This is a genomic window from Plantactinospora sonchi, assembly GCF_036422035.1.
GTDB classification, from domain to species: domain Bacteria; phylum Actinomycetota; class Actinomycetes; order Mycobacteriales; family Micromonosporaceae; genus Plantactinospora; species Plantactinospora sonchi.
The window spans coordinates 37,529-52,904 of the sequence record NZ_JAZGQK010000043.1 but is presented as its reverse complement, the minus strand read 5'-3'; the positions used below and the strand labels follow the sequence as shown (position 1 = coordinate 52,904).

Sequence of the window (15,376 nt, the reverse complement as noted above, 5' to 3'; positions counted from 1 at the left end):
CGCGGTGACGCGCCCGTGCTGGTCGCTGTCCGGGTGACGCGGCGTCGTCGCCGGGGACGAGTCCGCCGGGCATTCTTGTACGCCGGAACGAACTAGGCTGAACCCCCGGAACCTAGCTTCGGACGGTGCTCGTTCCCGTGACCCGGCGCCCCCACGCCAGCCTCGGCCGTGTCCTCGACGACCTCGGCACGACACTGCTGGAGGTGGTGCACGGCGTAGCGGACCAGGGAACCGACATCGGCGGCGTCGCCATCCACGACCCGCTCGACGAGCCGGTGCCGCCCCGGCACGCGCTGGTGCTGGGCATCGGCGTACGGGAGCCGGACGAGATCACCCGACTGCTGCGTACGCTGGGCCGCCAACAGGCCGTCGGCCTGGTGCTGCGGGCACCGGTGGTGGTGACCGCCGAGGTGTCGGCCGCTGTCGCGGAGTCCGGGGTGGCGCTGCTGGCGCTGACCCGGGGAGCGTCCTGGACCCAGTTGGCGGCCCTGCTGCGGTCGCTGCTCGCCGAGGGGGACGTCGGCGACGTGGGCCGGCAGACCCTCGGCGGCATACCGTCCGGTGACCTCTTTGCCCTGGCCAACGCGGTCGCCGCACTGTTGGACGCGCCGGTCACCATCGAGGACCGGAACCTGCGGGTGCTGGCGTTCTCCGGCCGGCAGGACGAGGCGGACCGGTCCCGGGTGGAGACGATCCTCGGCCGGCAGGTGCCGGAGCGGTACTCGCGGATGCTCACCGAACGCGGCGTCTTCCGCGAGCTGTACCGCAGCGACCAGCCGGTGTTCGTGGCGCCGCCGCGTACCTGGCCGGACGAGTTCGCCGTACCCCGGGTGGCGGTCGCGGTCCGGGCCGGCGACGAGGTGCTCGGCTCGATCTGGGCGGCGGTCCGCGAACCGCTCAGCGAGGAACGGACCCGGGCGTTCCGCGACGCGGCCCGGCTGGTCGCCCTGCACCTGCTGCGGATCCGTGCCGGTGCGGACGTCGAACGGCGGCTCCGCGCCGACCTGGTCAGTACGGCGTTGGAGGGCGGCACCGGAGCGCGGGAGGCGCTGAACCGGCTGGGCCTGGCCGATCAGCCGGTGGTGCTGCTCGCGCTGGCCGTGCTCGACCCCGGCGACGGCCCGGACACCGCCCCGGCGAGCACCGACCCGGGCATCGCCACAGAACGACAGCGACTCGGCGACGGCCTGGCGATGCATCTCAGCGCGCTGCATCCGCGCTGTGCGGCGGCCCTGGTCGGCGATGTCGCCTACGGCCTGGTACCGGTGGCCGACGGGGTGGACGGTGAGCAGCGGGCGGTGCGGATCGCCACCGACTTTCTCGACCGGGTCGGTGACCGGGTACGCGCCGTGGTCGGCATCGGCCCGGTCGCGCGGGACGTGGTCGGGCTCGCCGCCGCCCGGGACAGCGCCGACCGGGCACTGCGGGTGCTCCGCTCCGGCGGCGCGGAGAGCCGCCGGGTGGTCCGGCTCGCCGACGTGTACGTCGAGGCGTTGCTGCTCGAACTCCGCGACCTGGTCGCGGCGCGCGGCGACCGCCCGACCGGCCCGGTCGCCCGGCTGTACGCCTACGACGCGCAGCACAACACCAGCCTGGTCCGGACCCTGCAGGCCTGGCTGGACGCGTTCGGCGACGTGGTCGCCGCCTCCGCCGCGCTCTACGTGCACCCGAACACCTTCCGCTACCGGTTGCGCCGGCTCACCGAGGTGGGCGGGTTGGACCTGAACGATCCGCAGGCCCGGTTCGCCGCGATGCTGCAACTCCGGGTGGTGCCACCACCGACGGACCCACCCACCGGTCCGACGTGCTGACCACCGCCGACCCTGAGGCGCCGGCCGCTTCCGGCCGTCCTCGTGCGCGGCCTGATCTCCCGGCCGGTGGCCTGGCGAGCGCCCCGGCGTCGTCCGTGTCACACCGCCGGGCGGCGTCGGCCGCGTCACACCGGCATCGCCACAACCCGGGCCCGGCGGTGTTTCCGCTGTTCAGGACGGCTGTGCCGGAGTGTCGGGGTGGTGTTCTGGGCCGCGGGCGTACTCGGGGTCGAGTCGCAGGCGGCCAGCACTGCCGTGCCGACGGCCAGCAGGGCGGCGAGAGGCAGCAAACGCTTGCGCAGCATCGTCTTCTCCATGGTCTACCTGGTTCCAGTACGTCCGGAGCCGTTCGGCATCCACACGGAGGTGATCCGCAAACGGTTCACCGCCTGTCGTCCCGTCGCCGCCGAGGTCATCTCCTCGGTGACCGGACCGCCGGGTCGCCGCCGTCAGCGGGTGACGGAGATCGTCTGCTTCGCCAACTGGTACGCCGGGAGCATCGCCTCGAACTCCTCGGTGTCGAGGCCGGCGAGCGTGAGTAGCATCGTGCCGAACCGGGTCGCCACCACCAGGGCGCGTTCCCGCCTGAACTCCCCGGTCAGCTCGCTCTTCTGCAGGTACGTCGCCTCGGTCGCGCGCAGCGGTCCGGCCAGCGTGTCCCGGTACTGCAGTTCGGTGATCTCGCCGTTGGCGGCGAGGAACTCCTCAAGCCCCTTGCGGGCCCCGATGACGGCGCCGCGGTCGACGACCCAGATCCGCAGGAATCCGATGTTGCCGGTCGGCTTCGCGTCGATCTCACAGGTGGCGGTGGAACCGCCCTGCTGCATCAGTTCGGCGAACTCCGGGTTGAACTCGATGTCCTTCGGCTTCCAACTCGCGGGTACGTCGAAGGTGATCGGCATCTCGCAGTCCGTGCCCTCGGGACCGACCTTGACCGCTGCGGCGGCCGGGGCGACGTCGTCGTACCAGGGTGGTCCGGGTGCCGGCGGTGTCGCGCTCGGGCTCGCCGAGGTCGACCCGCCGCCGTTCGTCGACTCCGGATCGCCGGCGCAGCCCGCCGCCAGCGCGATGGTGAGCGCGGCCAGTACGGCCACACGAAGTTTGCTCGGCACGCTTTTCGCTCCTTGCTGATGTTGGGCCGGGCAAGCAAACCCGAGCGCCCGGCGCCACGTCAATCGGGTTGCCCGTCGGTGTGGGGGCGACCGGGCGGGGCGGCTCGCCGTGGTCGGGCGACCGGTGCCCGACCCAGGCTCCCCGGCGGCGCCTACCGGTCGTCGGCCCGGTGCGACGACGCGGTGGACCGGGGGCCGCCGGGACGGTTGTCGCCGGTCGGCCAGGCGGCCCGGGCCAGCGCCGGCAGTTCCCGGCGGCGGTACGCCAGCATCGCCAGGGCCAGCGCGGCGTACACGATCGCGACCCCGTACCGGACGGTCTGGGTCGGTATCGCGAACTGCACCGCGAAGAGCACGAACAGCAGCGCCGCCTCCAGGCGGGAGATCCGCAGGTTCATCAGGATCGCCACCCCGAGCAGGGTCTGCGCGGTGGTGAGGTACAGCTCCTCGACCTGCCGGGAGTCCAGCGGCAGACCGTCGAACTCGCCGCCGCCGAGGTAGAAGGCGAGCGGCAGGCAGGCGATCAGCAGCGTCCACTGGTTGAGCTTCGCGGCCAGCAGCGCGCCGAGCCCGTCGTCGGCCCGGCCGCGCAGCGCGAACGCCACCGCCACGATCACCTCCGGCGCCTCGGAGGCGACCGGAGCCAACCACTGCACCAGGAGGAACTCGTCGATCCCGAGGGACTTGCCGGCCTCGACGAGGGACTTGCCGAACGGCTCGGCCGCGCTGAGCACCACCACGGCGGCCGCGACGAAGAGTACGGCCACCGTCGTCCGGCGCCGTACGGTCGGCTGGCCGGCCAGGGTGGCGGCCACCCCGACCAGTGCCTCCTCGGTGTGTGCGGTCCGGCCGATCCGGGACAGGTAGAGCGCGAACAGGCCGCCGAGCACGATGCTGTCGTACCACGCCAACCGTCCGGTCAAGGGGATGACCAGGGCGTACACGGTCGCGATCAGCAGGTAGACGGTCTCGGTCCGGCGGTGTGGCGCCAGGCTCACACCGTTGCGGTCGCCCGGCTGCCCCCGCCGCCGTACCGCCCAGATGGCGAAGAAGACCAGCAGCGGCCAGGCCACGCCGATCAGCAGCCGGTTGGCGCCGGTCATGTTCGCCAGGGCGAAGGCGGAGAAACCCGGGTCGGAGCCGGCCACGTAGGCGAAGTAGATGTCGATCGCGTACTCCGGAAGCACCGCCACCAGTGCGAGCAGGGCGAGTGCGAGACTGCCCGGCAGGTCGACCCGGGCGACCTCGGAGGCCCACATCAGCAGCGCCACCGCCGCCAGCACCGCGATTCCGAAGACCGCCATGGCGGCCACCGGCGGGAGGTGCCGGCCGGAGAGCCGGATGGCGACGGCGGGTACGGCCACGACGACCGCGATGCCGACCCGGAGCAACGCCGCCCGGTTCGACATCGTGACATCGAGCCTCACCCGCACCGCCGCCACCCCCGTCACATCGAGCCTGCCGGACCGGGACGCCGGAAGAGGGCGGAATCGGCCAGATCAACGACCGGTGGGACCGGCCGGCGGAGGGAACGCCGACCGGTGGTGCGTGCGGCCGTGCCGTCCGCGCCGGCCGTGCGGTAGGTTGTCCGGGTTCAGTCGCTGCGACCCGAGGAGGTGGGACCGATTTTCGCCATTACCGGCGCGGTGCTCCCACCACGCGGGCCCCTGCCCTCCTCGGGGTGGACCGGGCCTCGGTGACCACAGGAGCGCCGCCAGGCTCTCGAAGGATCACCCATGTTCCCATCCGGTTTCTCCACCACACGCGGTTGTCGTACCACCACGTCCGCCGCTGAGCCGACCGAGTCCGATCCGGCCGCCGCCGTCGGGCAGGCCGCCGATCCCGGCCCCGCCATCGCCGTCGAGGCCGGCGCCGCGACGGCGGCGGACACCGCGGCCATTGTCGAGCGGCTGCGGGCCGCCGGTTGCGTCTTCGCCGAGGACGAGGCCCAGCTCCTGATCGACTCCGCACCGAGCCCGGTGGTGCTCCGGCAGATGGTCGAACGCCGGGTCGCCGGCCTGCCGCTGGAGCACATCGTCGGCTGGGTCGACTTCTGCGGACTGCGGATCGCGGTCGACCCCGGGGTCTTCGTACCGCGTCGCCGTACCGAACTGCTCGCCCGGCAGGCGGCGACGCTGGCCGTGCGGGGTGCCACCGTACTGGATCTGGGCTGCGGGTCGGGGGCGATCGGGGTGGCGGTGGCGAACCTGGTCGCCGGCGTCGAGTTGCACGCGTCGGACGTCGACCCGGCCGCCGTACGCTGCGCGTTGCGCAACCTCGCCCCGCTCGGTGGACAGGTGTACGCCGGCGACCTGTACGACGCGCTGCCCGCCGGGCTCCGGGGCCGGATCGACGTACTCGTGGCGAACGTGCCGTACGTCCCCACCGGTGCCGTCGAGCTGCTTCCGCCGGAGGCACGGCTCCACGAGCCGCTGGTCGCGCTCGACGGTGGGCCGGACGGCCTCGACGTACTGCGTCGGGTGGCCACCGGGGCCCGGGAATGGCTCGCTCCCGGCGGGCATCTGTTGCTGGAGACGAGCCGGGCGCAGGTGGCCGACGCGCTCGACGCGCTGACCGGGGCCGGGCTCACCCCGACCGTGGTCAGCGACGAGGAACTCCTGGGCACCGCTGTCATCGGCCGGCGCTGAGCCGCCCCGGACCTCCGGCCACCGCGGCTGTCCGGGGCGGCTGTTGCCCGCTGCCCTCTGCCGCCGCTGCGGTTGTCCGGGGCGGCTGCCCGCCGCCGTTACTGCGGTTGTCCGGCCGTCGCCGGCTCGGCGTCGCCGGGGGTGGCCAGGATCGCCGAGATCGTCGCCGCGTCGCCGGCGAGGTGCGCGGCCAGCAGTTCGGCGAAGCGTTCCGCCGCCAGCACCGGTACGCCCAGCGTGGTGGCCTTCTCCGCCTTGCTGCCGGCGCCCTCGCCGACCACGACGAGATCGGTCTTCTTCGAGACCGAACCGGAGGACCTGCCGCCGAGCCGTTCGACCGCCTCGTTCCCCTCGTTGCGGGTCAGTCCCGGCACCGAGCCGGTGACCACCACGGTCATCGGGGTGCCGTCGGGCCGTCGCAGCGGCAGCGCGCTCGCGGACGGCGTGCCGGGGTCACCGCCGTGGGTCTCGTCACCGGCGGTGCCGTCCGCGCCGGTCGGCGGCCCGGTGACCCCCGGCTCGGTCATGTTCACGTGGTGCCCGGCCAACTTGTTGATCACCGGGGTCAACTCAACCAATTCGGCCGCGATGGTGACGGCCCGTTCCGGGCCGACCCCCTCGACCTGCTGCAGGTCGGTCACGGACGCGCCGAGCAGCGCCTCCATCGTGCCGAAGTGCCGCGCCAGCCGACGCGACATCGAACGGCCGGTCATCCGGACGCCGAGCCCGGTGAGGACCCGGGACAGTGGCTGCGCCCGGGAGGCGTCGATGTTCGCGACGAGTTTGCGGGCCGACACGTCACCGAGCCGGTCGAGGGTGACCAGCGTCTCCGGGGCGAGGGCGTAGAGGTCACCGGGGTCGGTCACCAGCCGGGCGTCGACCAGCAGATCGATGATCTTGCTGCCGAGCCCCTCGATGTCCATCGAGTCCCGGGCCGCGTAGTAGGCCAGCGACTCACGGGCACCGCAGGCCCGTCCCTGGACACAGCGCCAACGCTTCTGCGAGCGGTCGATCTCGCCGCCGCAGCGTGGGCAGTCGACCGGTGGCTCGTACGGCGCCGAATCCGCCGGCCGTTCGTCGAGCTTGGCGCCGGTCACCTCCGGGATCACGTCGCCGGCCCGCCGGACGAAGACGGTGTCCCCGGCCCGGACGTTGCGGCGTACCAGGTCGTCGAAGTTGTGCAGGGTCGCCGAGGTGACCGTCACCCCGCCGACCTGCACCGGTGCCAGTACGGCGACCGGGGTGATCACACCGGTGCGACCGACCTGCACCTCGATCCGCAGCAGGGTGGTCGTTCGCGTGTCGGCCGGGAACTTGTAGGCGACGCCCCAGCGCGGCGCCCGGGTCCCCGAACCGGCCAGCTCCCGGTCGGCCGGCGAATCCGCCTTGACGACCGCGCCGTCGATCCCGAAGCCGAGTTCACCACGCCGGGCGTAGAGCGCCTCCACCGCGGCGAGCACCTCGTCGAGGGTGCCGCAGAGCGGCATGCCGGCGGCCGACCCGGCGGTGGTGGCGACCCCGAGTCGCTCGACGTACGCCATGATCGCCGAGTGCGGCAGCGGGTCCGTGCCGGCGACACCGTCGGGCAGGCCGTGCACCGAGTAGGCGAGGAAGGACAGCGGCGCGTCGTACGCCCGGTCCTGGGCACGCAGCGTGCCGGCGGCGGCGCTGCGCGGGTGCGCGAACGGCGGCTCGCCGTGCCCGGTCCGCAGCTCGTTGGCCCGGGCGAAGTCCGCGTCGGTCATGAAGACCTCGCCCCGGATCTCCATCGTCACCGGCTCGCCGAGCTGCTCCGGCAGGCCGACCGCCCGACGGGCCTGGGTGGTGACGTCCTCACCGGCCCGGCCGTCGCCCCGGGTGGCCACCTGGGTCAGCCGGCCGTCGACGTACCGGGCGGCGATGGCGAGGCCGTCGATCTTGGGCTCGACCGTGTAGCCGGCGACGGGCCGCCCGAGCAGCTTCTCCAGCCGTACCGCCCACCGGCCCAGCGCGTCGGCGCCGAAGACGTTGTCGAGGCTGAGCATCGGTTCGCTGTGTACGACGTCGCCGACCACCCCGACACCGGCCGCGACCAGCTCGCTGGGCGAGTCGTCCGCCTTCCAGTCCGGGTGGGCGGTCTCGGTGGCGACGACCCGGGCCAGCAGCGCGTCGTACGTCGCGTCGTCCATCGCCAGCTCGGCACCGTTGTAGTACTCCGCCGCGGCCGACCGGATCTCGGCGAGCGCCGTCGCGTAGTCCGACGGGTCGTCGAACGGCGCCGCCACCCCGGCGTCCACCACCGGCTCTGCCGCCACGACCGCCACCCCGGGCTCCACCGGGTCGACCGTCACCGGCTCCCCCGCATCGACCGCCGCCGACCTGATCGGGTCTACCACCAGCTCATTCATCCCCGTACCCCTCTTCCGTCCGGCCGCGCACAGCCTAGAGACCGGGTACGACGGCCCGCTCCGCCGCAGGCAGCGACGGTACGCCCGGGCTCCTGGTCGCGGAAGGGCTGCTTGTTCACCACGTCGACCTGCTGGGCCCGCGGAGAGACCTAGGCTGACCTCATGTCCGAGCCCGCGCAGCGCCCGGAGAGCCTCGGCACGGTGGTGGTGGCGGGGCTGGCCAACCTCGCCGTGGCCGTGGCCAAGGCCGTGGCCGGCGTGGTCTCCGGCTCGGCGGCCGTGCTCGCCGAAGCCGCGCACTCGGTCGCCGACACGACCACCGAGGTGCTGCTCTTCGTGGCGCTGCGCCGGGGCGCCCGGCCAGCCACCGTCCAGTACCCGTTCGGCCACGGCCGGGAGACCTACCTCTGGGCCTTCATCGCGGCCACCGTCACCTTCGTCGTCGGCGCCGGATTCTCGATCTTCCAGGGCATCGACGCGATCCAGTCCCGGGAGGAGCAGATCGACCCTCTGGCGGCGTACCTGGTCCTGGCCGTCTCCTTCGTCGCCGAGGGCGTGTCCCTGCTGCGTTCCGTGCGGCAGGTGCGGCACCGGGCGAGCCGGTGGAGGGTGCCGTGGCTGCGGATCGCCCGCTACACCCCGAACACCACGCTCAAGGCGGTGCTGCTGGAGGACAGCGCGGCCCTGGTCGGCCTGGTCCTGGCCGGCGCCGGGGTGGCACTGTCCGAGCTGACCGGCAGCCCGCTCTGGGACGGCCTCGCCTCCATCGGGATCGGCGCGCTGCTGCTGGTGGTGGCGACCACCCTGGCGTACAGCAACGTGGTGCACCTGGTCGGGCGTTCGGCTCGGGAGGCGGTCCGCGAGGAGATCCACCGGGAGCTCTCCGCCGTACCGAACGTGCGGGGGGTGGACGAGCTGATGACCCTGCAACTCGGGCCGGAGGACATCCTGGTGGCGGCGAAAATCAACTTCGCCGAGGAGGCGGGCCGGGGCGAGATCGAGATCGCGGCGGACGAGGCCGAGCGCCGGCTGATCGCCGGGAACCCCGCGATCCGGTACGTCTTCCTGGACCCCACCCGGCGTACCCGTTGACCCGCCAGGTGGCGAGGTCGGAGCGCTCGGGTGCCTGCTGCGGCACGGGGCTCCGACCTCCCGGTCAGCCGGAGTAGCCCCGGGTGGCGGCCCAGTTCGCCAGGTTCGTCGTGCTCATCCAGTACGAGCTGGCACCGTTCACGTCCGCCGGGTCGGCGATCTTCACGGTACGACCGTCATCGCGGTAGCCGACCACGGTCAGGTAGTGACCCCCGTCGTACGAGTGCGGCGCGCCCGTCGTGTCGGTGGCGGTGCCGATGACGTTGACCACGACCGGGTGGTCGGTGGCGACGGCCCGGGTCACGTCGGACCGCAGCCGGTCCGTCTCGGCCGGGGTGGCGACCTGCTCCGGGATCGACCGGGTGCGGTAGAAGTCGGTGTCCCCGACGCTGTTGAGGACCCGGGTGGTGTCCTCGGCCGAGTCGGTGCCGTTGACGGTGGTGCCGAGCTGGTTCGCGATCTCGTCCTGGCTCGGCGCCGGACCCTGCGCGGTCAGCGCGATCCGGGTGGCGGCCGGGCCGCAGTAGTAGAAGTTCGGCTGGGCCTGGTATTCGACCGTCAGCTCCCTGGCCGGCGGTGCCGCGACTCGGAGGTCCGCCTGGCCGCCGAGGGTCAGTGCCGGACCGGCCACCGAGCCGCCGATGACGGCGAGCCCGGCCACGGCGAGCGCCGCTCTGCGGGTGGTGGGTGGGGTGGTGGCGGTCAGCCACCGGACCCGTTGCACGAGGGTGGTCAGCACAGTGGCCTCCTTCCGGCCGTATGTCGGTGAAGGCCGTCACGTCCGGTGGCGGAGTGGAAGAGGGTGTCACCGGAATCGGCCGGCCCGCCTGATCAGCGGCGTACCTGGGGGCAACGTCGTCGGGATGTCTGACATTCCCAGATTTGTCAGGGCGATTGACCGGGTTCGCCACCCCGATTTGGCGTACGGGTTCCGGGCGTGTAACTTTCTCGCTCGGCAGGGAACCGGGCGAGCCTGGCGGGTCACACCGCGGCGGCCGGCCTGCCAGCCCCGAAAGGACTTCAGCGGCCAGTCCGCTGTGCCCGAGGGGTGCACGGCCCCGCCGGGGAAGCACGACAAACCGGGAGATACCGGTTTGACGAGGCGAAAACGGTCGGGTAAGGTTTACGGAGTGCCCGGGGGAAACGCCGGGGACAACGGAGCAAGAGCCCCGAGTGGTTGGTCTTAGGATCTGCTGGTCGGTGTGTGTTTGTTCTTTGAGAACTCAACAGGGTGCTTGATAAGCCAGTGCCAAATGTTTGTTTGTTTGGCAGCAAGTGTTTAATTTGTTGCTGGGTTGATTTTCCAAGTTTTTGTTGGAGAGTTTGATCCTGGCTCAGGACGAACGCTGGCGGCGTGCTTAACACATGCAAGTCGAGCGGAAAGGCCCTTCGGGGTACTCGAGCGGCGAACGGGTGAGTAACACGTGAGTAACCTGCCTCAGGCTTTGGGATAACCCTCGGAAACGGGGGCTAATACCGGATATGACATGTCACCGCATGGTGGTGTGTGGAAAGTTTTTCGGCCTGGGATGGGCTCGCGGCCTATCAGCTTGTTGGTGGGGTGATGGCCTACCAAGGCGACGACGGGTAGCCGGCCTGAGAGGGCGACCGGCCACACTGGGACTGAGACACGGCCCAGACTCCTACGGGAGGCAGCAGTGGGGAATATTGCACAATGGGCGGAAGCCTGATGCAGCGACGCCGTGTGAGGGATGACGGCCTTCGGGTTGTAAACCTCTTTCAGCAGGGACGAAGCGCAAGTGACGGTACCTGCAGAAGAAGCGCCGGCCAACTACGTGCCAGCAGCCGCGGTAAGACGTAGGGCGCGAGCGTTGTCCGGATTTATTGGGCGTAAAGAGCTCGTAGGCGGCTTGTCGCGTCGACTGTGAAAACCCACAGCTCAACTGTGGGCTTGCAGCCGATACGGGCAGGCTAGAGTTCGGTAGGGGAGACTGGAATTCCTGGTGTAGCGGTGAAATGCGCAGATATCAGGAGGAACACCGGTGGCGAAGGCGGGTCTCTGGGCCGATACTGACGCTGAGGAGCGAAAGCGTGGGGAGCGAACAGGATTAGATACCCTGGTAGTCCACGCTGTAAACGTTGGGCGCTAGGTGTGGGGGGCCTCTCCGGTTCTCTGTGCCGCAGCTAACGCATTAAGCGCCCCGCCTGGGGAGTACGGCCGCAAGGCTAAAACTCAAAGGAATTGACGGGGGCCCGCACAAGCGGCGGAGCATGCGGATTAATTCGATGCAACGCGAAGAACCTTACCTGGGTTTGACATGGCCGCAAAACCTGCAGAGATGTGGGGTCCTTCGGGGGCGGTCACAGGTGGTGCATGGCTGTCGTCAGCTCGTGTCGTGAGATGTTGGGTTAAGTCCCGCAACGAGCGCAACCCTTGTTCGATGTTGCCAGCGCGTTATGGCGGGGACTCATCGAAGACTGCCGGGGTCAACTCGGAGGAAGGTGGGGATGACGTCAAGTCATCATGCCCCTTATGTCCAGGGCTTCACGCATGCTACAATGGCCGGTACAATGGGCTGCGATACCGTGAGGTGGAGCGAATCCCAAAAAGCCGGTCTCAGTTCGGATCGGGGTCTGCAACTCGACCCCGTGAAGTCGGAGTCGCTAGTAATCGCAGATCAGCAACGCTGCGGTGAATACGTTCCCGGGCCTTGTACACACCGCCCGTCACGTCACGAAAGTCGGCAACACCCGAAGCCGGTGGCCTAACCCGTAAGGGGGGGAGCCGTCGAAGGTGGGGCTGGCGATTGGGACGAAGTCGTAACAAGGTAGCCGTACCGGAAGGTGCGGCTGGATCACCTCCTTTCTAAGGAGCACCTCCCTGCGAAAGTGGGGTAGGAGCCCGCGACCTGCGAATGTCGGGTCGGGGTGCTCGTTGGCGGAGACACTGGCGAGTCAGGGCTGGCAGCGGCTTGAGGTTCTTGTACGCATTCCTTTCGGGGGGTGGTGGAAGGTTCTGATGGTGCGGCTGGTTCTGGTGTAGAGCATCCTGTTGGGTCCTGAGGGAACAAGCCACGTGGTGGTTGTTTTCTCTGCCAGGCATGGCCTGGCCCCGCAAACTGGCTGGTTTTTCTGGTTGGGTGTGGGGTTGTGGGTTGTGGGTTGGTCGTTTGTTGAGAATTACACAGTGGACGCGAGCATCTTTGTGGTCAAGTTGTCAAGGGCGAACGGTGGATGCCTTGGCACCAGGAGCCGATGAAGGACGTGGGAGGCCGCGATAGGCCTGGGGGAGCTGTCAACCAAGCTGTGATCCCAGGGTGTCCGAATGGGGGAACCCGGCACCAGTCATGTGGTGTCACCCGCACCTGAATTCATAGGGTGTGTGGAGGGAACGCGGGGAAGTGAAACATCTCAGTACCCGTAGGAAGAGAAAACAATAGTGATTCCGTGAGTAGTGGCGAGCGAAAGCGGATCTAGGCTAAACCGGTTGCGTGTGATACCTGTCAGGGGTTGCGTGGTCGGGGTTGTGGGAGCTCATGGGGTGTGCTGACACGCGCCCGGGGAGTTATAAAACCAGTTGCTAGCCGAATGGTGTGGAAAAGCCAACCGTAGGCGGTGATAGTCCGGTAGGTGAAAGTGGCTGGTCTTCCTTGTGGGTGTTCCCGAGTAGCGGCGGACCCCTGTAATCTGCCGTGAATCTGCCAGGACCACCTGGTAAGCCTAAATACTTCCTGGTGACCGATAGCGGACAAGTACCGTGAGGGAATGGTGAAAAGTACCCCGGGAGGGGAGTGAAATAGTACCTGAAACCGTTCGCCTACAATCCGTCGGAGCCTTTAGGGGTGACGGCGTGCCTTTTGAAGAATGAGCCTGCGAGTTAGTGGCATGTGGCGAGGTTAACCCGTGTGGGGTAGCCGTAGCGAAAGCGAGTCTGAATAGGGCGTTTGAGTCGCATGTTCTAGACCCGAAGCGGAGTGATCTAGCCATGGGCAGGCTGAAGCGTGGGTAAGACCGCGTGGAGGGCCGAACCCACCAACGTTGAAAAGTTGGGGGATGACCTGTGGTTAGGGGTGAAAGGCCAATCAAACTCCGTGATAGCTGGTTCTCCCCGAAATGCATTTAGGTGCAGCGTCGCGTGTTTCTTGCCGGAGGTAGAGCACTGGATGGTCTAGGGGCCCTACAAGGTTACCGAAATCAGCCAAACTCCGAATGCCGGTAAGTGAGAGCGCGGCAGTGAGACTGCGGGGGATAAGCTTCGTAGTCGAGAGGGAAACAGCCCAGATCACCAGCTAAGGCCCCTAAGCGTGTGCTAAGTGGAAAAGGATGTGGGGTCGCATAGACAACCAGGAGGTTGGCTTAGAAGCAGCCACCCTTTAAAGAGTGCGTAATAGCTCACTGGTCAAGTGGTTCCGCGCCGACAATGTAGCGGGGCTCAAGTACACCGCCGAAGCTGTGGCATTCACATTTCAACTCGGCGGCATCTTTTGGGTGTCGTCCAGGTGTGTGGATGGGTAGGGGAGCGTCGTGCCGGGGGTGAAGCAGCGGGGTGACCCAGTTGTGGACGCGGCACGAGTGAGAATGCAGGCATGAGTAGCGAAAGAAGGGTGAGAAACCCTTCCGCCGGATGACCAAGGGTTCCAGGGCCAGGTTAATCCGCCCTGGGTGAGTCGGGGCCTAAGGCGAGGCCGAGAGGCGTAGTCGATGGATAACGGGTTGATATTCCCGTACCCGTGAAGGAGCGCCCGTGATGAACCTCGTTGTGCTAACCATCTGATCTGTCTGAGGCCTTCGGGTTGATGATGGTGAGGTTGGGATCCTGGCGGGTAGTAGTCAAGCGATGGGGTGACGCAGGAAGGTAGCTGAGCCCGGCCGGTGGTTGTGCCGGGGTAAGCGTGTAGGCCGGTGTGTAGGCAAATCCGCACACCTTGTGGCTGAGACGTGATGCCGAGCCGATTCAGGTGAAGTCAGTGATCCTATGCTGCCGAGAAAAGCCTCTAGCGAGTTCCGAGCGGCCCGTACCCTAAACCGACACAGGTGGTCAGGTAGAGAATACCAAGGCGATCGGGTGAACTGTGGTTAAGGAACTCGGCAAATTGCCCCCGTAACTTAGGGAGAAGGGGGGCCGGAGACGTGAAGCCCCTTGCGGGTGGAGCGTTGTATGGCCGCAGAGAGCAGGGGGAAGCGACTGTTTACTAAAAACACAGGTCCATGCGAAGAAGTAATTCGATGTATATGGACTGACGCCTGCCCGGTGCTGGAACGTTAAGGGGACCGGTTAGCTCTTCGGGGCGAAGCTGAGAACTTAAGCGCCAGTAAACGGCGGTGGTAACTATAACCATCCTAAGGTAGCGAAATTCCTTGTCGGGTAAGTTCCGACCTGCACGAATGGCGTAACGACTTCCCCACTGTCTCAACCACAGGCCCGGCGAAATTGCACTACGAGTAAAGATGCTCGTTACGCGCGGCAGGACGGAAAGACCCCGGGACCTTTACTATAGCTTGACATTGGTACTTGAATTAGCTTGTGTAGGATAGGTGGGAGCCGGTGAAGCGGGTACGCCAGTATTCGTGGAGGCAATCTTGAAATACCACTCTGGTTGGTTTGGGTATCTAACTTCGGGCCCTTATCGGGTTCAGGGACAGTGTCTGGTGGGTAGTTTAACTGGGGCGGTTGCCTCCTAAAGGGTAACGGAGGCGCCCAAAGGTTCCCTCAGCCTGGTTGGCAATCAGGTGTTGAGTGTAAGTGTATAAGGGAGCTTGACTGTGAGACTGACGGGTCGAGCAGGGACGAAAGTCGGGACTAGTGATCCGGCACTTGCGAGTGGAAGCGGTGTCGCTCAACGGATAAAAGGTACCCCGGGGATAACAGGCTGATCTTCCCCAAGAGTCCATATCGACGGGATGGTTTGGCACCTCGATGTCGGCTCGTCGCATCCTGGGGCTGTAGCAGGTCCCAAGGGTTGGGCTGTTCGCCCATTAAAGCGGTACGCGAGCTGGGTTTAGAACGTCGTGAGACAGTTCGGTCCCTATCCGCCGTGCGCGTAGGATACTTGAGAAGGGCTGTCCCTAGTACGAGAGGACCGGGACGGACGAACCTCTGGTGTGCCAGTTGTCCCGCCAGGGGCACGGCTGGTTGGCTACGTTCGGAAGGGATAACCGCTGAAAGCATCTAAGCGGGAAGCCTGCTTCAAGATGAGGTATCCCACCCTTTGTGGGGTAAGGCCCCCAGTGAGACGACTGGGTTGATAGGCCGGAGATGTAAGCCAGGTAACTGGTTCAGTTGACCGGTACTAATAGGCCGAGGACTTGACTACAAAGCTGCTACGCGTCCACTGTGTGATTCACAGCAAACGAACAATGTGTGG

At 67.7% G+C, this 15,376-nt stretch carries 8 protein-coding genes and 2 rRNA genes; 5 read left to right on the top strand and 5 right to left on the bottom strand.

Annotated features, from left to right (window positions below; genetic code table 11):
- The first annotated feature begins 125 nt into the window (after window positions 1-125).
- Entirely contained in the window at window positions 126-1,811 is a 1,686-nt protein-coding gene (locus tag V1633_RS35635; protein ID WP_331218587.1) for a PucR family transcriptional regulator, read from the top strand.
- 125 nt (window positions 1,812-1,936) lie between these two features.
- On the opposite strand, the gene V1633_RS35630 is transcribed toward V1633_RS35635, so the two are convergent.
- The 3 genes from V1633_RS35630 to V1633_RS35620 all read right to left on the bottom strand — a co-directional run bounded on the left by V1633_RS35630 (window position 1,937) and on the right by V1633_RS35620 (window position 4,332).
- Entirely contained in the window at window positions 1,937-2,116 is a 180-nt protein-coding gene (locus V1633_RS35630) for a hypothetical protein (RefSeq protein ID WP_331218586.1), read from the bottom strand.
- A 144-nt stretch (window positions 2,117-2,260) separates the two neighbouring features.
- Window positions 2,261-2,923, bottom strand: coding sequence for a lipoprotein (locus V1633_RS35625; RefSeq protein ID WP_331218585.1), 663 nt, complete (start codon window positions 2,921-2,923; stop codon window positions 2,261-2,263).
- A gap of 152 nt (window positions 2,924-3,075) precedes the next feature.
- Window positions 3,076-4,332, bottom strand: a complete 1,257-nt coding sequence (locus tag V1633_RS35620; RefSeq protein WP_331218584.1) for a sodium:proton exchanger — start codon at window positions 4,330-4,332, stop codon at window positions 3,076-3,078.
- A 327-nt stretch (window positions 4,333-4,659) separates the two neighbouring features.
- Here V1633_RS35620 and V1633_RS35615 point away from each other — a divergent pair, with 327 nt between their 5' ends.
- Complete coding sequence (locus tag V1633_RS35615) at window positions 4,660-5,571, top strand: putative protein N(5)-glutamine methyltransferase (RefSeq protein ID WP_331218583.1); 912 nt, start codon at window positions 4,660-4,662, stop codon at window positions 5,569-5,571.
- 98 nt (window positions 5,572-5,669) lie between these two features.
- Here V1633_RS35615 and ligA read toward each other — a convergent pair whose 3' ends face one another.
- Window positions 5,670-7,958, bottom strand: a complete 2,289-nt coding sequence (gene ligA, locus V1633_RS35610) for an NAD-dependent DNA ligase LigA (RefSeq protein ID WP_331218582.1) — start codon at window positions 7,956-7,958, stop codon at window positions 5,670-5,672.
- A gap of 162 nt (window positions 7,959-8,120) precedes the next feature.
- Between ligA and V1633_RS35605 the strand changes: the two genes are divergently transcribed.
- Window positions 8,121-9,050, top strand: a complete 930-nt coding sequence (locus V1633_RS35605; protein ID WP_331218581.1) for a cation diffusion facilitator family transporter — start codon at window positions 8,121-8,123, stop codon at window positions 9,048-9,050.
- Between the two features lie 64 nt (window positions 9,051-9,114).
- Here V1633_RS35605 and V1633_RS35600 read toward each other — a convergent pair whose 3' ends face one another.
- A complete protein-coding gene (locus V1633_RS35600) occupies window positions 9,115-9,789 on the bottom strand; it encodes a C39 family peptidase (RefSeq protein ID WP_407952165.1) in 675 nt (224 codons plus the stop codon).
- Window positions 9,790-10,361: 572 nt separating this feature from the next.
- Between V1633_RS35600 and V1633_RS35595 the strand changes: the two genes are divergently transcribed.
- Window positions 10,362-11,877: ribosomal RNA gene (locus V1633_RS35595) — 16S ribosomal RNA — on the top strand.
- A gap of 341 nt (window positions 11,878-12,218) precedes the next feature.
- Window positions 12,219-15,325 (top strand): 23S ribosomal RNA (locus tag V1633_RS35590).
- Together the 16S and 23S rRNA genes form the textbook arrangement of a ribosomal RNA operon.
- Window positions 15,326-15,376: the final 51 nt, after the last annotated feature.